Origin of the sequence: Pseudodesulfovibrio hydrargyri (assembly GCF_001874525.1) — a bacterium.
Lineage (GTDB): Bacteria > Desulfobacterota > Desulfovibrionia > Desulfovibrionales > Desulfovibrionaceae > Pseudodesulfovibrio > Pseudodesulfovibrio hydrargyri.
The window spans coordinates 489,780-511,677 of record NZ_LKAQ01000001.1 but is presented as its reverse complement, the minus strand read 5'-3'; the positions used below and the strand labels follow the sequence as shown (position 1 = coordinate 511,677).

Below are 21,898 nucleotides of genomic sequence, written 5' to 3'. Positions count from 1 at the left end.
TGTTGCGGCAGGAGCCCAAACAATGGATATCAAAACATTCGAATCACCCGTACCCGAGGTCTGCGCCAGCAAGATTTTCGAAGCCTGCGGCGCGAAGTTCGATACGGACGTCGTTACCGATCTTTGGCAAAAAATCAGGCGGCATCAGTGGGTCCTGTCCGAAAAACTGGACCGGGATGTCGGATTCAAGATCGCCTGCAAGGATTTTGTCGATAATATCGGTACGGACGAGGAACTCGCCACGCACAACCAGGAAAAACTGCTGGTGCAAATGGGCGCACAGGCCATCACCCGCGACATATGGGACACCATCTCCGATACCCAGCCGCCCAAGAAGTTGATACAAAAGAAGATCATTCTTCCTTTGGTTGAGGAGGAACTCTCTCGGAAGCATGGCGTCACTCCACCCAAGACCATCATTTTCTTCGGCCCTCCCGGCACGGGTAAAACCCATTTCGTCAAGGCGATGGCCGGAAGGCTGGCGTGGTGGTACGTGGAAATCATGCCGAGCATGCTCATGGTCGACGGAGTGGACAAAATCGGCGCCCACCTGCGTAGTGTGATGGAGAAGGCGCGAGACTTGGAAGAAGTTGTTATATTCATAGACGAATTCGAAGAACTTGCAGGCAATCGGGATAAAGCCAGTCGTATAGACAGGTCCATCACCAATGAGTTTCTCAAGCAGGTCCCGCTCATCAAAAGCCATACCAGCAAGGTGCTGCTCGTCTGCGCGACCAACTACATTCGCCAACTGGACGCCGCCCTGCTGCGGCCTGGGCGATTTGATTGCATCATCCCGGTCGGGACTCTCGACGAGAGCGGAAGGGAAACCATACTGAAATATTTCTTGTCCAAGATGAACGTAGGCGCCATCGATTTGGCGCGTATCATCGCCTTGACGGGGAAATACACCCCGGCCGACATCGAATACCTCTTTCAGACCATAGCCCAGCACGCCTTTGAAGAAGAATGCGAAAGCGGGAGCAACGTTCCGGTGACAACGGACGCCATCGTCCAGGCCATTGCAACCTTCACCCCCTCACTGACGGAGGGCGTGATCGAGGAATTCAAGGAAGACATCATCAAATACTCACGCGCTTGATCCGCGCGGGTTTCCGCGAGCAGCTTCCGCCATCACTTCGGCCGCCGGATTTCGGCAAAATGTCAACGCAACAAGGAGAGCATATGAGCACTCAATTGTCATTCACCAAGCAGGAGCAGGGAGCCCGCAGCCGGTTCCGCGAGTTGCTGACCCAGGCCGAATCAACGGAAGACGTGAAGAAATTCTTCTATCAGACGGTGCGGGATCTACTCATGGACGTCTGCGGCACGCTGCCCGCTTTCAACATTCAGGACGTCCAGCTCGACCTGGATCAGGGCGAAGGCTATACGCTTTCGGACCGCCTGATGAACGAAGCGGATTTGAGCAATCTGATGCATGGCTCCGACCTGGATGACATCCTGGGGCGCTTGTCGAAAAACGCATGGAACCGCTACCGCCAATTGGAAAAGAATCCGGCCAAGAGCGAACAGAAGATCTTTCCCATTCCGGGCAGTTGATCCGTCCATACACAGGGGGCTTCGTGCCCCCTGTTTTCTCACACACCCATGATGCGCCGGGACACCCGGGTGAAATGCAAGCCTTGAATCGCAAGCTCGACCACGGCGGACAGGGCTTTCGGCTTGGTCAGCAGCGTCCTCAGCACCAGTTTCCAGTAGAGGACGCGGGCGGGTGAGGCTATCCCGACAGCCCACATGCTTTTCAAAAAAGCCTGAATATCCGTCCGCACCATTTTCCCTCGTGCAGTGGGCGCGTAGGAAGAGAGAAACGTGCTGATCCGGTCATAGTATTCCCTGGGAGAGTAGAGCTCATTCACGAGTTTCCGGTATCCATCCAGCAGGGCTTCGCATCCCATGCGGGGGTTGAAGTTCACGCAGGCGTCGGTGTTCTCTCCGCTTAATTCGCCAAGCAATCTCCCCTCTGATTTGAGCCGGTTCCAAAGTCTCGTATGCGGCATCGCGTTGAGAACCCCGATCATGGCCGTCACGACCCCGATCTCCTGAATGAATCGGAATTGCTGACCAAAAATCGATGTGGTGTCGTTGTCGAAGCCCACGATGAAACCACCCATCACCTGCATGCCGTGTTGGTGAATATCCCGAATCGCCGAGCTGAAATCGGTGGTGACGTTCTGTTTTTTTCCGCATTCAACCAGGCTTTCCGTGGAGGGCGTTTCAATGCCGATGAAAACCTTATGGAAGTTCGCCGCACTCATCATCTCCATGAGTTCATTGTCCTGCGCCAGATTCACACTGGCCTCGGTCATGAGTTTGAAAGGATAATGGTGCAGCTTCTGCCATTCGGCGAGCCTGGGCAGAAACTCCTTCACCCGGGCTATGTTCCCGATGAAATTGTCGTCCACGATAAAGACGGACTCCCTCCATCCGGCATCATACAGACTTTGGATCTCCCGCATCATCTGATCGGGATTTTTTACACGAGGGCGCCGTCCGTTCATGGCCACAATGTCGCAAAACTCGCAATCAAAAGGGCAGCCGCGGGAATACTGCACCGACATGGAGATATAATCCTTCATTCTCAACAGGCTCCAGGCGGGAAGCGGCGTTGAGTCCAAATCGGGGTGCTCAGAAGAAATATACTGTTTCTTTGCCGCTCCCCGTTCGAAGTCATGCAGAAATTCGGGCATGACGGTTTCGGCTTCGCCGATGATGAAATGATCCGCATCGGGAAACTGCTCCAGGTGCGACCTGAAGGCCGGGCCTCCCGCGATCACGATTTTGCCGGCTTCTCTGGCGCGTTTCATGATTTTCCTCGCGCTGGGAAGCTGCACCATCATGGCGCTGATCAGGACCACGTCCGCCCATTCGAGATCGGCGTTGCCCAGAGGGGCGACATTTGTGTCCACCAGGCGTTTTTCCCATTCCACGGGAAGCATCGCGGCCACGGTGAGCAAGCCGAGCGGTGGAAAGGCCGCCTTTTTGGAAACAAAGGACAGTATACTCTTGAAACTCCAAAACGTATCCGGATAAGCGGGATAGACAAGAAGAGCGTTCATAATTTGTTACCTCATACATACAATACCCCTTTTGTAGTAATTTACAATCGGATTTATATGATTGTTTTATGTGGAGATAATATTGGGGCGTATATTACGAGTTGGCGAATTAATACTTGCTGTTACAGATATTTCTTAGCCAGATGATGATATTTGCAATAGTTGCCCTATCTGCGGGCTAAAATTTGCGCTATACATTAAACTACTCGGACACTCGCGCCTTCCCGGACGTGTTTACTCGTCAAGACGTCCCGGCCGGTAGGAATTCCTTCCATGTCCGTACCGAACCTTCACCGAAAATTTATCCGTCCGTGAAAGCGGTTTTGCAGGCCCTCCCACCGACGAGCCCTGTTTCAATCCGAACGACCCCGCCATTGTTTCGGCGGCAGGAGATATCGATATGGGCATGAGCCACAAGAACATGGGCGACAGGCTTTCCGAAGTCTGGTCTCGCCTGCGTGAATCAGTCCGGGGCACGAAGAGGGTGGAGGAGCCGTCCCTGCGCTCGACACTGTTCAACGCCGACCAGATGGAGCAGCACGGCAAGATTCTTGCGGAGTCGCACAAGCTGATGGCAAGGCGCTCCAGGGACCGTCTGCTTGCGCGGCTGGCTGAAAACCAGGCCGTGCTGTTCGACGTCCATACGCAACTCACCGAGGACGTGAAGACGGGCCGCCGGATTTCTCCGGCCGGGGAATGGCTGCTGGACAATTTTTATGTGATAGAGGAACAGATCCGCACTGCCGGGCTTCACCTTCCCAAGGGCTATAGCCGGGAGCTTCCGCGCCTGGCCGACGGCTCTTCGGCCGGCCTCCCGAGGGTGTACGACCTCGCCCTGGAAAGCATTTCCCACAGTGACGGACAGGTGGCCCCGGAGAGCCTGAGAAGCATCGTGGTGGCCTATCAGTCCGTGGTCCCTTTGAACTTGGGCGAACTCTGGGCCATTCCGATCATGCTGCGCCTGGCGCTCATCGAGAATCTGCGCCGGGTGGCCGTCCGCATCGCCCGCTATAGAGCTGACCGCAACCGCGCCGAATTCTGGGCCGACCAGATGACCGGAGTTGCCGCCAAACAACCGCAAGACCTGATCCTGACCATAGCCGACATGGCCCGTTCCGATCCGCCCCTGGCGAGTTCGTTCGTGGCCGAGCTTTCGCGCCGTCTGCACGGCAAGGGCCCGGCTCTGGCCCTGCCGTTGACCTGGATCGAGCAGCAGTTGTCCGGAACCGGCCTGACCATCGAGCAGTTGGTGTACCTGGAAAACCAGCAACAATCCGCCGACCATGCCTCTATGAGCAACAGCATCGGCAGCCTGCGCTTCCTCGGCGTAATGGACTGGAGCGAATTCGTCGAGTCCACGAGTCTTGTCGAGAAGGCTTTGGGCGAGGATCCTGCCAAGGCATATGGCGCCATGGATTTTGCCACGCGTGATCGCTATCGCCATGTGGTGGAGCGGATGGCCAGGAGGAGCCCTTTTTCAGAGGTTGAGATCGCGCACAGGGCCATCCACTTGGCCCGGGAGGGCGCAACCGTTCATGGCGAAGACTCTCTCACAGCCCATGTCGGATACTATCTCATCGACAAGGGCTTGGCTCAACTCAATAAATCGGCAAAAGTGGGCAACTCTGCGGTAGAGTTCATGGCCTCACCGGGCAGCCGGTTCCCCCTGCTGCTTTATGGCGGCGGCATCCTGCTCTTGTCGATGCTCTTCGCCGGAGGTTTGGCGGTCAGGGCGCAGGCCGATGGCCTGCACGGGTATGGGCTGGCTCTGATGTGCCTGCTCCTGCTTGCATGCACCAGCCATTTGGCGGTGGCACTGACGAACTGGGTGGCAACCCTGCTGACCACGCCGCACGTCTTGCCGCGTCTGGATTTTTCCAAGGGCATTCCGCAGGACCAGCGTACCCTGGTCGTCATTCCGACCATGATTACCAATGCCCCGGCCATCGAAGGCCTGGCCAAGGCCCTGGAAGTCCGTTTTCTGGCCAATAGAGACAAATACCTGCACTTCGGACTCCTTACGGATTTCAGCGATGCGGCCCAGGAGATACTGCCCGGCGATGCTTCCCTGCTGCTTCTGGCCCGACAGTGCATAGAGGGGCTGAACAGGCGGTACCCGAGCGCGACAGGCGACATCTTCTACCTGTTCCACCGGCCGCGCCGCTTCAACTCCCAGGAGCGGATCTGGATGGGCTATGAGCGCAAGCGTGGCAAGCTGGCGTGTTTGAACGGCCTGTTGCGCGACGGTCTGTCAGCGTCCTTTTCCCTCATTGTCGGCGATGCAAGCGTGCTGCGCGGGGCGAAATACGTCATCACGCTGGACACCGACACGCAGCTGCCCCGCGATTGCGCCCGGCAATTGGTGGGGGCCATGGCCCACCCGCTGAACCGTCCCCGCTACGACACGCATGCCCGGCGGGTGATCGGCGGCTACGGGATTCTCCAGCCGCGCGTGACCGCCAGCCTGTCCGGGACCAACCGGTCCCGATATGCGCGCATGTGCGCCAGCGAAGTCGGCATCGACCCCTACACCCGGGCGGTCTCCGACGTGTACCAGGACCTGTTCGGCGAAGGCTCGTTCATCGGCAAAGGCATCTACGAGGTCGAGGCCTTCGAGCGCATCCTTGGCGCGCGTTTTCCGGAGAACCGCATTTTGAGCCATGATCTCCTGGAGGGTTGCTATGCCCGGGCCGGACTTCTGAGCGACGTGCAGTTGTTCGAGGATTACCCCTCCAGCTACGGCGAGGATGTGAGACGCAGAACGCGCTGGATTCGCGGCGATTGGCAGATCGCACGGTGGCTGTTGCCCGGCGTTCCCGGCGCCGACGGCTCGCGCCGGGAAAACCCGCTCTCGCTCCTGTCGCGGTGGAAGATCCTTGACAACCTGCGGCGCAGCCTGACCGCTCCTGCGCTGGTCCTGCTCCTGTTGGCGGGGTGGACTGTTCCGGCTTCCGCCTGGTTCTGGACCCTGACCGTGAGCGGCATCATTTTGCTGCCGTCGGTCATCGCTGCGGTGTTGAACGCGCTGCAAAAACCCGTGAACCTGTCCCTGCTGCAGCACCTCGCCGCCGCAATGGAGCTGCTGCCCAAACATTTCGCCCAGGCATTATTTGCCCTGGTCTGTCTGCCCCATGAGGCATTCTACAGCCTGAAAGCAGTGGCAGGCACCATCTGGCGGATGCTTATCACGCATCGGGGACTCCTTGAATGGGAGCCGTCGGGCGGGGAGGGGAGCAAGAACCGCATGGACCTCGTTGGCTCGTACCGGAACATGTGGTTCGGACCGTTCTTCGCCGTGGCCACGGCCTTCGCCCATGGTACGGTCAACCCGCCTGCGTTGCTCGCTGCCGGGCCGGTGTTGGGCCTCTGGTTTCTCTCTCCGGTCCTGGCCTGGTGGCTCGGTCAGCCGCTCTCCCTCCGCCATGAGCGGCTCACGGATGGCCAGACCTTGCTCCTGCGCAGAATAGCCCGCAAGACCTGGCGGTTTTTCGAGACCTTTGTCGGCCCGGAGGACAACTACCTGCCGCCGGACAACTTCCAGGAACGGCCCGAAGCCGTCATCGCGCACCGCACCTCGCCCACGAACATGGGCCTGGCCCTCCTGGCCAATCTTTCCGCGTTCGATTTCGGCTTCATCTCTTGTGGACAACTGCTGGAGCGCACCTCGCGGGCTCTGGAAAGCATGGAGCGGATGGACCGGTACGAAGACCATTTCTTCAACTGGTACGACACCCGCACCTTGCAGCCGCTTGCGCCGCGCTATATCTCCTCCGTCGATTCCGGGAATCTGGCGGGGCATCTCCTGACTCTGCGGGCGGGGCTTTTCGCACTGACCGAGGACCATATCCTTTCTCCCCGGCTGTTTGAAAGCCTGGGCGACATCCTGGATATCGTTCTGGACGACCTGTCTGGCGACCTGCCAACCGCTGTCGCGTCCCGGATGGACGCACTGCGTCGGGATGTGGCCGAGGCCGCGCTCAATCCGCCCGTCACCTTGAGCGCCACGCGGTTGTGCCTCGAAAGACTGAAGATATCGGTGGCGGCAGTGACCGACAGCCGGGATTTCCAGACCGCCGCCCCCGACAACTCGTTCCGCTGGTGGCTCCAGGCCTTTGCCGGGCAATGCAGGGACGCCCTGGCCGAACTGGACCTGCTGACCCCGTGGGCTGCGTCTTCCCGCGAATTCCCCGAAGAATTGGCTTTTCTGGACGAGATTCCGACGTTGGGTGGGTTGGCTGTGCTGGAAACCCGGTTTGGGTCCGCCGCAACAGCGGCGCAGGCAGCGGAAATGAGGGACATGATCAGTGCTGCCTGCCGGCAGGCCAAATCCAGAATGGGACGCCAGAACGCACTCGTCCAACATTGTGACACCCTGGCCCGGATGGAATACGGATTTCTGTATGACAAGACGCGGCACCTGCTGGCCATCGGCTACAATGTGGACGAACGTCGCAGAGACCAGAGCTTCTACGATCTGCTGGCCTCGGAGGCGCGGTTCGCCACCTTTGTGGCCATCGCCCAGGGGCAGCTGCCGCAGGAGAGCTGGTTCGCCTTCGGGCGGTTGCTGACCTCCGCCGGAGGAGAGCCGATTCTGCTCTCCTGGAGCGGTTCCATGTTCGAATACCTGATGCCCAACCTGGTCATGCCCAGTTATGCGAACACGCTTCTTGACCAGACCTGCAAGGCGGCAGTGGCCCGGCAGATCGACTACGGCCGGAAAAACGGGGTACCCTGGGGAATCTCCGAATGCGGCTACTACGCCATAGACGCGCACCGGAGCTACCAGTACCGCGCTTTTGGCGTGCCCGGCCTGGGGCTTAAGCGCGGCCTGGCCGAAGATCTTGTCATCGCGCCCTATGCCACGGCTCTGGCGCTTCTTGTTGCCCCGGAGAAGGCCTGCAAGAATCTGGAGCGCCTGGCGAAAGAGGGGCTCGAAGCCCGTTATGGCCTGTACGAGGCTGTCGACTACACGCCGTCCCGTCTGCCGCGCGGCCAGAAAAGGGCCGTGGTTCGGTCCTTCATGGCCCACCACCAGGGCATGACTCTCCTGGCCCTGGCCGGGACACTGCTTGAGGGTCCGATGCAGCGGCGTTTCGAATCCGACGTCCGGTTCCTGGCCACACTTCCCCTGCTTCAGGAGCGCATCCCCCAATCGGCGGCTTTTTTCGCCCACACCACGGAACTTGCCGAGCATCACCATGCGGCCGGGGCCGCAGCCACGCCCATGCGTGTCTACGACTCTCCCGACACGCCGAGCCCGGAGGTGCAACTGCTCTCCAACGGCCATTACCATGTCATGGTCACCAACGCCGGCGGCGGTTACAGCCGCTGGGGTGACATCGCCGTGACCCGCTGGCGCGAGGACCCCACCCGCGACAACTGGGGGACATTCTGCTACCTGCGCGACGTGGACAGTCGGGAATACTGGGCCACCACCCATCAGCCGACGCTCAGGCGCTCGAATCATTTCGGGGCGATCTTCTCTGAAGGCAAGGCCGAATTCCAGTGCCGCGAGCAGGACTACGACGCGCATACCGAGATCGCCGTCTCGCCCGAGGACGACATCGAGTTGCGCCGCCTGCGCATCACCAACCGCGCCCGCACCCGCCGGGCCATCGACGTGACCAGCTACACGGAAGTGGTTCTGGCGCCGCAGGCGGCGGACGCCCTGCACCCGGCCTTCAGCAATCTCTTTGTGCAGACCGAGATCATCTCCGGGAACCGGGCCATCCTCTGTACCCGCCGGCCTCGCTCTCAGGATGAAAATCCACCGTTCATGCTGCACATGATGGCCGTGCGCGGCTCCGAGGGCACGAACGCCTCTTGTGAGACCGACCGCATGTGCTTCATCGGCCGCGGCAATACCACCGCCGCACCCTTGGCGCTGCAAAGAGATGGCGGCGGAGATGAGGACTCCCTCTCGAACAGCGAAGGGACGGTGCTCGACCCCGTAGCCGCCATCCGTCAGCGCGTAACCCTCGATCCGGGCGAGTCCGTGATCGTCGATATGATCTTCGGCATTTCGGAAACCCGCCAAGGAGCCCTTGGCCTGATGGGAAAATACCAGGACCAGCGCATGGCCGACCGCGTCTTCGACCTGGCCTGGACCCACAGCCAGGTCCAGCTGCGCCAGTTGAATGCCACGGAGGCCGAGGCGCAGCTCTATGGGAGGTTGGCCGGTTCGATCCTGTACGCCAATTCCGCGCTCCGGGTCGAAGCGGAAGTACTCATCAAAAATGCCCGTGGACAATCCGGACTCTGGGGCTATTCCATTTCCGGGGACCTGCCCATCGTGCTGTTGCAGATCGAGGACGCGGTCAACATCGAGTTGGTGCGCCAGCTAGTGCGGGCCCACGCCTATTGGCAGCTCAAGGGACTGGCGGTGGACCTGGTGATCTGGAATGAGGACCATGCCGGATACCGGCAGATTCTCCACGACCAGATCATGGGGCTCATCGCCGGAGGCCCCTCGGCAAACCAGGCGGACCGGCCCGGGGGAATATTCGTCCGGCCCGCGGATCGCATAGCCGAGGAAGATCGCATCCTGTTCAAGGCCGTGGCCCGAGTCGCCCTCTCCGACACCCGGGGGACCTTGGCGGAACAAATCGGCGGTCACAGCCTGGCGGGGACAACGATGCCTCGACTCGTCCCGACACGCCCCTTGCGTGCGGCCCCCCCCGCCGTTGCGCCGCTGCCGCGAGAGGACCTGAGCTTCTCCAACGGCCTGGGCGGCTTTACACCGGACGGCAGGGAATACGTCATCACCACGGCCCAGGGACAACGGACGCCCACACCATGGATCAACGTGCTGGCCAACTCGGATTTCGGTACCATTATCTCCGAAAGCGGCATGGGCTGCACCTGGAGCGAGAACGCCCATGAATTTCGCCTGACCCCTTGGAGCAACGATCCGGTCAGCGATTCGCGGGGGGAGGCCTTTTATATCCGTGACGAGGAGCGGGGCCATTTCTGGTCGCCCACGCCGTTGCCCTGCCGCGGGACCACGTCCTACGTCACCCGTCACGGCTTCGGATACAGTGTCTTCGAGCACACCGAGCGCGGTGTCGTTAGTGAACTGTGGGTCTACGTGGCTCTTGATGACGCCGTCAAATTCGCTGTGCTGAAAGTCCGCAACGAGTCGGACAGAGCGCGCAGGCTTTCGGCCACCGGCTATGCCGAATGGGTGCTGGGAGATTTGCGCAGCAAGGCCGCCGAACACGTGGTCACTGAAATTGATCTGAACAGCGGGGCGCTTTTTGCCCGCAACGCCTACAACACCGAATTCAGCGGCCGGACGGCCTTCTTCGATGTTGACGAAACCACACGCACCGTGAGCGGCGACCGTGCGGAATTCATAGGCCGGGGGGGCACGTTGGAGGCCCCTGCCGCCATGACGCGTACCCGGCTTTCCGGCAGGGTGGGAGCCGCCCTTGATCCCTGTGCGGCCATTCAAGTGGCTTTTGACCTGGAGGCCGGGCAGGAGCGAGAGATCGTCTTCCGGCTCGGCGTGGGGCGCGACGTCGCCGCCGCCAGGAGCCTGGTTGAGCGCTACCGTGGACCGACCGCCGCGCGCATGGCCCTGGACAAGGTCTGGCAGCACTGGACGCACACCCTGGGGGCAGTGCATGTTGAGACCCCGGACCATGCGTTCAATATATTGGCAAACGGTTGGATCCTGTATCAGACTCTGTCCTGTCGCCTCTGGGCGCGTTGCGCAACCTATCAATCCGGCGGCGCGTTCGGCTTTCGCGACCAGTTGCAGGACGTCATGGCCCTCATTCACGCCCGGCCGGAGCTTGTGCGCGAGCATTTGCTGCGCGGCGCCAGCCGTCAGTTCGAGGAAGGCGACGTGCAGCACTGGTGGCATCCTCCGACGGGCCGGGGTGTACGCACCAATTGTTCCGACGACTATCTCTGGCTGCCGTACTCCGTGACCCGCTATGTGCGCGCCACCGGAGACACCGGCGTGCTGCACGAACCCGTGGGTTTCCTGCAAGGCCGAAGGCTGAAGGCGGACGAGGATTCCTACTATGACCTGCCGGGACAATCCGAAGAGACGGCCAGCCTGTACGAGCATTGCACCAGGGCCATCGAACACGGCCTCCGCTACGGCGTACACGGTCTGCCGCTCATGGGGTCAGGCGATTGGAACGACGGCATGGACCTTGTGGGCCGAAACGGCAGGGGCGAGAGCGTGTGGTTGGGCTTCTTCCTTTTCGACGTACTCAACGAGTTTTCCGCAATTGCCCGTTCCCATGGCGACGCCCCCTTTGCCGAACGCTGCGACACCGAGGCCGCGGAACTGCGCGGCAGTATCGAGGCCAATGGCTGGGACGGCGAGTGGTATCGCCGCGCCTACTTCGACGATGGCGCGCCGCTCGGTTCCTCGACGAACCTCGAGTGCCGGATCGACTCCATTGCCCAAAGCTGGTCAGTGCTCTCCGGGGCCGGAGAGTCGGAACGTTCACGTCAGGCCATGGAGGCTGTGGACCAGCGTCTGGTCCGCCGCGAGCAAGGGCTGGTGCAGTTGCTGGATCCTCCTTTCGACACCTCCCCGCTCAATCCCGGCTACATCAAAGGCTATGCCCCAGGGATACGGGAAAATGGCGGTCAGTACACGCACGCAGCCATCTGGGCGACCATGGCCTTTGCGCGGCTGGGCGACAATCGTCGTGCCTGGGAACTGTTCGGCATCATCAACCCCTTGAACCATGCACTCACGGCCAAACAGGCATCGGTTTACAAGGTCGAACCCTACGTCATGGCGGCGGATGTCTACGCGGTATCCCCCCATGTCGGCCGGGGCGGATGGACTTGGTACACCGGCTCTGCGGCCTGGATGTATCGGTTGATGCTGGAATCGCTTCTCGGCCTCAGCCTTGAGGTGGACCGACTGCATTTTTCTCCCTGTTTACCGCCCGATTGGAAGGGGTTCACTCTGCATTACCGCTATCGGGAAACGGTATTCCACATCCAGGTTGTGCAGGTCTTGGAAGAGAAGGGAGAGTTGAGCGTGAGCCTGGACCGCATCCAGCAGCAGGATGGCTGCATTCCCCTGACGGATGATCGCAAGGAACACTGGGCCGAGGTGCGGGTGCCGATTTCAGGGGCAAGCACGCCGGCGGCAGAGTCTTTCATGAATGGGGGAAACCCCGAACAACCGCTGAATGCAGACCAGTAGTGCAGGAGTAGTCCTATTTTATTGGATCGTTGACCAGCCCTCTATCGCTTGGCGGGCTAGGCCAACGGAACTCCGCATCCAGAAGGACGGCCGACTTTTCAATGATCGTTTTTTCCAACTCATTCATGTTATAATACAGTTCGATACCAGTATGTTATCTCATGGAGTCCGGTTAGACCGCATTGCATGAAGCTCTTCACAACACTGTGCAGATTTCATGGTTCGAAATCCCTTGAGCCTGAGTCGAAATCGCCATCCCTCTCGCCGTCGCCTGCAGAGGTAACGACGCAAGCAAAGTCGTCGGGGCAAGGCCGGACCGCGAAGCGTCCGCCCGAAGGGCTTGGCCTTGCCCCGGCGGCTGCTTGCGTCACGCTCGCAGGAAAAACGGCGGGCAGGGACAGAAACCCTGCCGCCGAACCTTGCGCGGTGATTTCTCGGGGTGATACGACAGGGCATAACCTGTCAGGTTGAGTAATCAGAAGGAGGGCAAACGCGTTCAGGCGCGTTCATAAGTTTTGACGATAGTCTAAACTGATGAACGTTTAAGTAGGCACTAACATGCCGTAACACCAAACACTTCTTTGCCGTTCATTTCCAAGCGGTACGCTTTCACATCCAAACGCCAGGCTGAAACACAGCACCCCCGCCGGACAAACGACAGGTATCTATACACCTGCCGTTGTCAAAATTCCCCCACGGCCACCGCTTTATGCGCAGAACGAACGAGTCTGCGTGGTGGCACCCCCTATTAAATGGATTCCTGAATTTTCCTTCAGTGGGAAACGGACATTGATTTGTCCCGTGTCGGTTGTTGTGTGGCGCGTTCGCGCCATAGGCGGACCCGTGGGTTCGCTTTGTCCCGGGGCATTACCCCGAACTTCAGGAAGGAGATTCACATGAAATCCATCAGTCTGGTACTGGGCGCGAATAGGGCAACCCTGTCCGGTCCGCGCTCGAAGCAATACAGGGTCCGTCAGAATGCCCGAGCCTTTGCCAAGCGGCTTCGCCGCGCGGGGTTCGGGGTTCGCAAATGGACCAATGTCACGAACAAGCATTTTGCGGCAGTTGCCCGGCAAATGCAGGAAGAAGGCAAGGGTGACGGGCGTATCGCCGAAATCTTTTCGGCGGCCCGTGACCTTTGCAAGGCCTACGGGAATACCGGCATCAGCCCGACCAATGATGTGTTCGACGTCCGGCGGGGCAGCATTGCCAACGCCAACAGCAAAGCGGTTGCCCCCGCCTTCGTGCAGGGGGCAATCGACAAGCTGGAAAACGAGCTTGGCTATGAATATGGTCCCCGGTGTGCCGCCCAAATTCGCCTGCAATGGGAACTGGGCCTTCGCCGGGAAGAATCGGCCAAAGTCGATCTGGTCGCGGACTGGAATAGGGAAGGCCGCAGCTTGCTCGTCCGGTATGGGACAAAAGGGGGACGGCCGAGGACGCTGACCAATCTGTCCGACAAGCAGCAGGCTGCTCTGCAGAGCGCATTGCCGTTTGTCAGCCTGTCGGACAGGCCGGGGATCCACAACCTGATGCCTGAAGGTATGGGGGACAAGTGGCAAGAAAAGTTGTCCTACGCGGCCAGGTTGTGCGGTTTCACCAAAAAGGAAAGCGGGTGGACCCTGCACAGCAATCGTCATGAACGATTCCACACAATGTATGTGACCCATACAGGCTTCCAGCCGCCTAATCAGCATGAATCCATAGCCGCCTTCCAGCAAGCCGCCCACAACGCGGCAGGGGAAGAATGGCCCCGACTCGATGCCGAAGCCCGTGACGAAATCGAAGTGACCGCAGGACATTCCGCCGGGCGGCGTGACGTGTCCGATGCCTACCTTGGCAGCAGTCAGTGACAAGACCCCGCTTCGGCGGGGTTTTCCTTTTGGGCGTGAGGTTCCATGGGGGAGATAAATCGCCTAGGCGATTTATCTCCCCATGGAACCGTCCTTTCCCCTGGTCGGCTTGGGGCCGACGGAAGGGAAGGACTATCGCCAAATGAGGGCCACTACTTGGGAACGTATTTCGATTTTGCCAGATGAGACAGGTCCACCCCGTAGTCGAGGTAGGCTATGACCTCCTCGAAGCACATGGAGGCCGGGAAACGCCCCCCATATCTTTCGGCGGACATCTTCTTGAGCTTGTGGCCAAAGGTCTGTTCGAACGGGTCGTCCTGCATCTTCTTCTGCTTGAAGAAGTTGGAGAACGTGTGCCGCAAGCTGTGAAAATCCTTGACCCCTTCTGCTTCCTCAAGTTCGATGGTTTTCCTGAATTCACTGAACCTTTCGCCGAGTTTGTGGCCGTAGTTCGTGTTGATCTTGACGAGTTCGGGGAAGACCCGAAGGTGTCCCGTTTCGGCCTGTTGTCGAGCGAATTCGGGGAAACGCAGTGTTTCAACAAGAAAGGGATGAAGCGGGAGAAGGCGTTTGGCACTTGGGTTTTTCAGCTTCTTGTTGGCGAACCCATGAACATTCTTTTCCTTGTTGACATCCAAGACCCACACCCCTTCCTCCTGTCGGACATCTTCAACGTGGAGTTGGCATACCTCCTCACGCCGTGCGCCCGTGAAAAGGGAAAGAATAGGGCACCAGAAGTCGGACGGGTGCAGGAATGTGTCGTCAACATATTGAGGAGCGTTGAAGATGTGTTCCAAGTCTTTGGTCGTGTACGGGGATCGGTGTTCCGTTTCCGGCTTTTCTTCTTTGATTTTCAGACGGTGAGCGGGGTTGGTGGGAATAAGCTGCTCATCCTCGCACCACGTCAAAAATGATGAGATGTTGGTCAGGTTGTTATTCACGGTGCTGACGGCAACCGTGTTGTCCGGTTCAAGGGCGACCATTTCTTGTATGGTCTTGCCCTTGAATCGTTTGCTGTTCCGAAATCGGGGGAGCTGGAGCAGGGTATCCCGTACATGGCGCACAGCTTGCCGGTCCACTTCATCCACCGGAATGTCGCCGAGGACGTCGGTAAGGCTGTTGAGCGTGGACATGATATCCTTGGCACTGCCCTCGCTCCAGCGCTTGGCGGCGATCCTGTCCGCCTTGTAGCGTTCCAGGGCTTCGGAAAGCAGGGGTTGGGACTTGGGTTCCTGTGTCGGCTGCGGAGCGACTGATTCGGGCGGCAGAATGGATTTTTCAAAGGTGTAATCGCCTTCGGCTCGGTGGCTGATGATGCGATAGTAGGCGATAAGGGTTTTGATGAATTCGTGCGCGAACTCATCGGACAGGGGGAGCGAGTCAGGTGGGCCAAAAGCCCCGTCTTCAGCCGCCATGATCGTGTATTTCCGCATGGTGGCGTAGTCTTTGGACACCATCAGGGCCTTGAGTGTTTCGATAATCCTTTCGGTATCTCCCGGCACGTATTGCGTGTGGGGGCTGGGCGGTGTGAGCTTTTTGATGGCAATGTGTTCATTTTCTTTCAGGAAACGCTTGAGCCAGTCGTTCATGAAGACTTTTATCTGGTCGAAATCATCCATGGGGAGTTCACCGTTCCTCATCTTGGTCAGTATTCGTTTTACGCCCGAGGCCAATATTCGGGCCTTGGGCCTTGCCTCGGCCAGGTAGCCCGTCTGGAGAGACATCCTGACTTCGGAGCGGCCCAACGAGTCCCGCAGGTCGTGCGGGATGACGTGGCGAAAGTAATAGATTGAGCCCTTCCGGTAAAGGTGGTTCGGGGAACGCGCGATTTGCGGCATGTGACGTCTCCGGCGGTAGACGATTCCGGGTACTTTGACCCATCACTTTGACCCCTTAGGGTCAAATCACGCCGAAAAGAAAACAATCACGTAACTTGCCGGATAAAAAAGAAAAAGGGTTGCAGCTAGTTAGCCGCAACCCTTGTTCATATCTGGTGCCGAAGAGAAGACTCGAACTTCCACGGTCGTAAAACCACATGGTCCTGAACCATGCGTGTCTACCAATTCCACCACTTCGGCACGTTCAGGCGAGAAGGGGTATATATGCCCTGCGGGCGGTTGGCAAGCATTTTTTGCGGGGAAATGCGCAAACGTCGGCCCCGGGGCGGCGGATTGACCCGAACGTCTTGAAATTGCCGTGAAATCCCGGTATCGACAGGGCACAACCGGAGTATTCAATGGACAATTTTCTGCTGCTGGGCATCTGTTTCGCCCTGGGCGTGGGGCTGCGGGTCGCGGGGATCATCGACGAGCACGGTCCGGCCGCGCTCAACGCGGTCATCATCCACATGTCCCTGCCCGCCCTGGCCCTGCTGTACGCCCACGACCTGCCCATCGGGCCGGAACTGATCCCGCCCGCGGCCATGGCCTGGATCGTCTTCGGCGCGGGCTACGCCCTGTTCGCCTTCCTGGGCCGCCGCCTGGGCTGGGACCGCAAGACCGTGGTCTGCCTGGCCCTGACCGGCGGTCTCGGTAACACCTCCTTCGTGGGGCTGCCCATGATCGAGGCCTTTTACGGGCCGCAGTATCTCGGCGTGGGCATGCTCTGCGACACGGCGGGCTCGTTCATGGTCCTGGCCGGTCCCGGCATGGTCCTGGCCGCCGGGGTTTCGGGCGGGGACCTGAGCCGACGCGAACTGGCCCGCAAGGTCCTGCTTTTCCCCCCGCTCATCGCCATCGTCCTCGGCTTCGCCCTGCACGCGGTTCCCTATCCGCAATGGCTTGCCGGGATGCTCTCCCGCCTGGGCTCCACCCTCAGTCCCCTGGCTTTGCTGTCCGTGGGGTTGACCCTGCGCTTCAAGTCCGTGGCGGGCGTGGGCAGGGAACTGGCCGTGGGGTTGGGATACAAGCTGGCCGTGGCCCCGGTGCTCATCCTGGTCCTTTACGTATGGGTGCTGGGGTGGGCCGACACGGCCACCAAGGTGACGGTCTTCGAGGCGGGCATGGGACCGATGATCTCCGGCGGGATCATCGCCATGACCTACGGCGCCCGCCCCAGGCTGGCCGCGACCATGCTCGGCATAGGCGTGCCGCTGTCCATCCTGACCCGCCCCCTGTGGTACTGGCTGCTCACCCTCGTCTGACCGGCCTGTCCCCGGACAATGAAAAGGGCGCGCCGCCGTAGCGGTGCGCCCTTTGTTTTCCTCTGGTGGGCGGACTAGAACCGTTCGAAGTCCTTGTCCTCCATGTCGTCCATGTCCAGGTCGAGTCCGCCGGCGTCGGGCGCCTGCGGTTTGGCGGGCGGCAATTGGGCCTGTGCGGGGCGGGAAACCCTGGCCCGGGTCATCTCGGGACGGTCCGCCTTGGGCTGGGACGCCTTGGGTTGGGCCGTCCTGGGCTGGGGCCGGGACGCGGACCGGGAGTCGATGGTGAAGTACTGCATGGCGTGCTGGAGCTGGCCCGCCTGGGCGGTGAACTCCTTGGCCGTCGCCGCCAGTTCCTCGGAGGCCCCGGCGTTCTGCTGGATGACGCTGTCCAGCTCCTGGATGGCCCGGTTGATCTCCTGGGCCCCGGCGTTCTGCTCGGAGCTGGCAGCCGAGATTTCCTGGACCAGGTCGGCGGTCTTGCGGATATCGGGCACCATGCGGGTCAGCATGGCCCCGGCCTCGTCGGCCTTGGCCAGGGTGGTGGTCGACAGCTCGCCGATCTCGGCGGCGGCCGCGCCGCTGCGTTCGGCCAGCTTGCGCACCTCGGCCGCGACCACGGCGAACCCCTTGCCCGCCTCGCCCGCGCGGGCCGCCTCGATGGCCGCGTTCAGCGCCAGGAGGTTGGTCTGCCGCGCGATCTCCTCGATGATCGAGATCTTTTCGGCGATGTTCTTGATGGAGTGGACCGCTTCCATGACGGTATCGCCGCCCTTTTGCGCGTCCATGGCCGTCTGGTGGGCCATGCGCTCGGTCTGGGTGGCGTTCTCCGTGTTCCGGCTGATCTGCCCGATCATCTCTTCCATGGAGGCGGAAACCTCTTCCACGGACGCGGCCTGGCGGTTGGCGCCGTCGGCCAGGGAGGTGGCCGAGCTGGTCACCTCGGAACTGCCCGAGGCCACCTGGTCCGCGCCGTCCTTGGCCTGGCCCACGATCTGGCGCAGGCGGCGGACCATGACGCCCAGGGAGGCGGTCAGCCTGCCGGGCTCGTCGTTGTATTCGGAGGAGATGTCGCGGGTCAGGTCGCCCGCGGCCACGTGGTCGGCCAGCTCCAGCGCCTCGTTCAGGGGCTGGATGATCGACCGCACGATGAGCAGACAGAAGGGCAGGATGAGCAGGATGAAGACGCCGAGGATGGAACAGCCGACTATCCATACGTACTTGGAGACGATGTCCCCGATCTTGTTGGTGATGTCCAGCTTCTTCTCATTCACGTTGTCGAGGTAGACGCCGGTGCCGATCCACATGTCGGTGCCGGGGATCAGCGTGGCGTAGGAGAGCTTGGGCTGGTCGCCCTTGCCCGGCTTGGGCCAGATGTAGGTCACGAAGCCGCCGCCGTTGTGGGCCAGCTTGTTCAGTTCGACGACCAGCTGCACCCCGTTGGCGTCCTTGAGGTGGCCCAGGTCCTTGCCCTGCAGGGCGTGGTTCGTGGGCAGGGACACGTTGGTGGTCTTGTTGTAGACGAAGAAATAGCCGGACTCGTCGCTTTCGAAGCGGATCTTGTCGATCAGCTTACGGATGATCTCGATCTTGGCTTCGGGGTCGGGGACATCGGCGATGGCCGTTCCGAGGCTTTCGGCCATGGCCTTGGTGGCGACCTCGATTTTCCAGTTCTGGCCTTCGAGCATCGCCTGGGTGGCGAAGTCGACGCCCACGTTCTTTACAGTGTTCACGCCGTCCAGGAAGGCCAGGGTGAATCCGGCCGTAAAGACGACGATGCAACATATCAACAGTAGAATACGTACCTTGATGGTCATTTTTCTGAGCATTTGCTTCTCCTTGCAGTGTGGACAGCTACAGCAACTAGCATATTTGCTTCCCCTTACACCATAGGGGGATTGCAATTTATAATGAACCGATAGGAATAAAGGGATTAGGGAATACGGGGATGGGCGTTTCTGGGGAGTTCCATCCCGGCCGCATTCCTGATAGGAACCCCTTCGTGACACGATTCAGCAACTACACCGAACTGACCGCCTACATGGACCGGTTGGGTCTGTTCCGCATGGACCTGACGCTCGGCCGCATGGAGGCGTTCTGGAAAGCCTACGGCCTGCCCGCCGTGCCCGTGGTCCACGTGGTCGGCACCAACGGCAAGGGGTCCACCTCCGCGTTCCTGACCTCCCTGGCCCGCGCCCACGGGCAGAAGGTCGGCACCTTCATCTCGCCCCATTTCGTCTCCCCGCGCGAGCGCATCCAGGTCAACCGGCGCATGCTCTCCCGCGACGATTGGGTGGAGCTGGGCAACGAGGTCATGTCCGTGCCCGGCGGCGAGGACCTGACCTACTTCGAGTTCCAGACCTGCCTGGCCATGCTCGCCTTCGAGCGCGCCGGGGTGGACCTGGCCGTCATGGAAGCCGGGCTGGGCGGACGCTATGACGCGACCAACGTGTTCCGGCCGGGGCTGACCCTGTTCACGCCCATGGGGCTGGATCACGAGAAGATTCTCGGCCCCACCCTGGCCGACATCGCCCGGGACAAGGCCGGGGCCATCCACGAGGGCGGGGTGGCCCTGACCGGCCCCCAGGAGCCCGAGGCCATGATCCAGCTGCAGGAGCGGGCCGAGGCGGTCGGAGCCCGGCTGGTCTACTCCGTGGACGCGGCCGGGCCGGTGGACGGGATCAAGCTGGGGCTCAAGGGCATCCACCAGACGACCAATGCCCGCCTGGCCCTGGCCGGATGGCGCTGGTTCTCGGCGGGCCGGTCCCTGCGCACCGACCACGCCACCGAGGTCTTCGGCCTGGAGAGCACCTTTTTGCCGGGCCGGTTCCAGTTTGTCGAACTGGACGGTCGCCAGATCATCCTGGACGGGGCGCACAACGCCCACGCCCTGGCCGCCCTGAGCGCGGCCCTGCGGGCCGAGAACATCCGGCCGGGCAGGCTGGTCTTCGCCTGCCTGCGCGACAAGAATCTGACCGACATGCTGCCGTTCATCCGCTCCCTGACCGACGGGCCCATCCTGGTCCCGGCCATGGAGGGCGAGCGGGCGGCCGACAACCGGGCCATCGCCTCGGCCATAGGCGAGCGGGCCACGGCGTCGGATTCCATGGAAGCGGCGCTGGAGCAGGGGCCAGACGTGGACGGACCGACACTGGTGTGCGGGTCCTTGTATTTGCTTGCGGAGTTCTATATCCTGAATCCTCGTTTTCTCACCGCCTAACACGGGAATACGCATGAGCAATCTTTTCAGGCACCTGCCTTCGGTGGACGAGATCCTGTCCGTCCTGATCAGGGAGGAGGGGATCGGCGGGCTGCCCCGCCCACTGGTCAAGAACCTGGTCAACGAGTTCCTGGACATCTGCCGCGAGGAAATCCGCGCGGGCGCATTCTCAAGGCCCGAGGAGCTGTCGGTCGCGGCCCTGGCCCCCCGGCTGACGGCCTATGTCCGGTCCAAGGCCCGGCCCCATTTCCGCAGGGTGCTCAACGCCACGGGCGTGGTCGTGCACACCAACCTGGGCCGCTCCCTGCTGGCCCGGTCGGCCATCGAGGCCGTGGTCGAGGCGTGCGGGCACTATTCCAACTGCGAGTTCGACCTGGCCACGGGCAGGCGCGGCAGCCGCTACTCCCACGTGGAACAGATCCTGTGCGACATCACCGGGGCCGAGGCCGCCCTGGTGGTCAACAACAACGCGGCCGCCGTGTTCATCATGCTCGAGACCCTGGCCAAGGGGCGCGAGGTCATCGTCTCGCGCGGCCAGCTGGTCGAAATCGGCGGCTCCTTCCGCATCCCGGACGTCATGGCCAAGTCCGGCGCGATTCTCCGCGAGGTCGGGGCCACCAACCGGACCCACGTGCACGATTACGAGAACGCCATCGGCGACGAGACCGGGGCGCTGATGCGTGTGCACACCTCCAATTTCCGCGTGGTGGGGTTCACCAAGGAGGTCTCCCTGGCCGAGATGCGCGTGCTGGGCGACCGCTACAACCTGCCGGTCATCGAGGACCTGGGCTCCGGCTCCCTCTACTCCCTGGAAGGGGAGGGGCTGCTCGGCGAACCCACGGTGCAGCAGGTGGTGGCCCAGGGCGCGGACGTGGTCTCGTTCTCGGGCGACAAGGTCCTGGGCGGCCCCCAGGCGGGCGTCATCGTGGGCCGCAGGGAATACATCGACCGCATCAAGAAGAACCCCATCAACCGGGCCGTGCGCATCGACAAGATGACCCTGGCCGCCCTGGAGGCGACCCTGCGGCTCTACCTCGACATGGGCGAGGCTCGGCGCAGGATCCCCACCCTGAACATGATCACCGCCTCGCCCGAGGCGCTCAAGTCCAAGGCCCGGCGGCTGGCCGAGGCCGTGCGCGAGGCACTGGGCGAGCAAGCCTCGGTGGGCATGAAGAAGGGCGTCTCCCGCGTGGGCGGAGGAGCCTTCCCCGAGTACGACCTGCCCGGCACCATGGTCACCGTGGCCGTGGGCGGCCTGGCCGTGGAGGATCTGCGCGACGCCCTGCTGGACACCGACCCGCCGTTGGTGGCGCGCATCGAGGACGACGAATTTCTGCTGGACCCCCGCACCCTGGGGTCCTCCGAACTCAAGCTGGCCGCCCACGCCCTGAAGCAGGCCGTGGCCGCCCTGACCGAATAGGAAGG

The 21,898-nt window shown here is 61.2% G+C and carries 10 protein-coding genes and 1 tRNA gene; 7 read left to right on the top strand and 4 right to left on the bottom strand.

Annotated elements, in window-relative coordinates:
* The first annotated feature begins 22 nt into the window (after window positions 1–22).
* Window positions 23–1,102, top strand: coding sequence for an ATP-binding protein (locus BerOc1_RS02445; protein ID WP_071544125.1), 1,080 nt, complete (start codon window positions 23–25; stop codon window positions 1,100–1,102).
* An 83-nt stretch (window positions 1,103–1,185) separates the two neighbouring features.
* Window positions 1,186–1,560, top strand: a complete 375-nt coding sequence (locus BerOc1_RS02440) for a hypothetical protein (RefSeq protein WP_071544124.1) — start codon at window positions 1,186–1,188, stop codon at window positions 1,558–1,560.
* Window positions 1,561–1,598: 38 nt separating this feature from the next.
* On the opposite strand, the gene BerOc1_RS02435 is transcribed toward BerOc1_RS02440, so the two are convergent.
* Window positions 1,599–3,077, bottom strand: a complete 1,479-nt coding sequence (locus tag BerOc1_RS02435) for a B12-binding domain-containing radical SAM protein (RefSeq protein WP_071544123.1) — start codon at window positions 3,075–3,077, stop codon at window positions 1,599–1,601.
* A 406-nt stretch (window positions 3,078–3,483) separates the two neighbouring features.
* Here BerOc1_RS02435 and BerOc1_RS02430 point away from each other — a divergent pair, with 406 nt between their 5' ends.
* Window positions 3,484–12,258 (top strand): GH36-type glycosyl hydrolase domain-containing protein, encoded by an 8,775-nt coding sequence (locus BerOc1_RS02430; RefSeq protein WP_129586467.1) that lies wholly within the window; start codon window positions 3,484–3,486, stop codon window positions 12,256–12,258.
* 896 nt (window positions 12,259–13,154) lie between these two features.
* Window positions 13,155–14,111, top strand: a complete 957-nt coding sequence (locus tag BerOc1_RS02425) for an integrase domain-containing protein (protein WP_071544121.1) — start codon at window positions 13,155–13,157, stop codon at window positions 14,109–14,111.
* 152 nt (window positions 14,112–14,263) lie between these two features.
* Here BerOc1_RS02425 and BerOc1_RS02420 read toward each other — a convergent pair whose 3' ends face one another.
* Both BerOc1_RS02420 and BerOc1_RS02415 read right to left on the bottom strand, forming a co-directional pair.
* Window positions 14,264–15,949 (bottom strand): site-specific integrase, encoded by a 1,686-nt coding sequence (locus tag BerOc1_RS02420; protein ID WP_071544120.1) that lies wholly within the window; start codon window positions 15,947–15,949, stop codon window positions 14,264–14,266.
* A gap of 153 nt (window positions 15,950–16,102) precedes the next feature.
* Window positions 16,103–16,189, bottom strand: a tRNA-Leu gene (locus BerOc1_RS02415).
* 158 nt (window positions 16,190–16,347) lie between these two features.
* Between BerOc1_RS02415 and BerOc1_RS02410 the strand changes: the two genes are divergently transcribed.
* Window positions 16,348–17,253: an AEC family transporter gene (locus BerOc1_RS02410; RefSeq protein ID WP_071544119.1), complete on the top strand. Its 906-nt coding sequence runs from the start codon at window positions 16,348–16,350 to the stop codon at window positions 17,251–17,253.
* Window positions 17,254–17,327: 74 nt separating this feature from the next.
* Here the strand turns inward: BerOc1_RS02410 and BerOc1_RS02405 are convergent, their stop codons facing one another.
* Window positions 17,328–19,082 carry a methyl-accepting chemotaxis protein gene (locus tag BerOc1_RS02405; RefSeq protein WP_071544118.1) on the bottom strand — a complete coding sequence of 585 codons (1,755 nt, stop codon included), beginning with the start codon at window positions 19,080–19,082 and terminating at the stop codon, window positions 17,328–17,330.
* Window positions 19,083–19,255: 173 nt separating this feature from the next.
* Between BerOc1_RS02405 and BerOc1_RS02400 the strand changes: the two genes are divergently transcribed.
* Both BerOc1_RS02400 and selA read left to right on the top strand, forming a co-directional pair.
* Window positions 19,256–20,473 (top strand): bifunctional folylpolyglutamate synthase/dihydrofolate synthase, encoded by a 1,218-nt coding sequence (locus tag BerOc1_RS02400; protein ID WP_242652831.1) that lies wholly within the window; start codon window positions 19,256–19,258, stop codon window positions 20,471–20,473.
* A 13-nt stretch (window positions 20,474–20,486) separates the two neighbouring features.
* Window positions 20,487–21,893 carry an L-seryl-tRNA(Sec) selenium transferase gene (gene selA, locus BerOc1_RS02395; protein WP_071544116.1) on the top strand — a complete coding sequence of 469 codons (1,407 nt, stop codon included), beginning with the start codon at window positions 20,487–20,489 and terminating at the stop codon, window positions 21,891–21,893.
* The last annotated feature ends 5 nt before the right edge of the window (window positions 21,894–21,898 follow it).

Coding starts and splice junctions, on each gene's coding strand:
- BerOc1_RS02445 (WP_071544125.1), top strand. CDS start 23: ATGGATATCAAAACATTCGAATCACCCGTACCCGAGGTCTGCGCCAGC.
- BerOc1_RS02440 (WP_071544124.1), top strand. CDS start 1,186: ATGAGCACTCAATTGTCATTCACCAAGCAGGAGCAGGGAGCCCGCAGC.
- BerOc1_RS02435 (WP_071544123.1), bottom strand. CDS start 3,077: ATGAACGCTCTTCTTGTCTATCCCGCTTATCCGGATACGTTTTGGAGT.
- BerOc1_RS02430 (WP_129586467.1), top strand. CDS start 3,484: ATGAGCCACAAGAACATGGGCGACAGGCTTTCCGAAGTCTGGTCTCGC.
- BerOc1_RS02425 (WP_071544121.1), top strand. CDS start 13,155: ATGAAATCCATCAGTCTGGTACTGGGCGCGAATAGGGCAACCCTGTCC.
- BerOc1_RS02420 (WP_071544120.1), bottom strand. CDS start 15,949: ATGCCGCAAATCGCGCGTTCCCCGAACCACCTTTACCGGAAGGGCTCA.
- BerOc1_RS02410 (WP_071544119.1), top strand. CDS start 16,348: ATGGACAATTTTCTGCTGCTGGGCATCTGTTTCGCCCTGGGCGTGGGG.
- BerOc1_RS02405 (WP_071544118.1), bottom strand. CDS start 19,082: ATGCTCAGAAAAATGACCATCAAGGTACGTATTCTACTGTTGATATGT.
- selA (WP_071544116.1), top strand. CDS start 20,487: ATGAGCAATCTTTTCAGGCACCTGCCTTCGGTGGACGAGATCCTGTCC.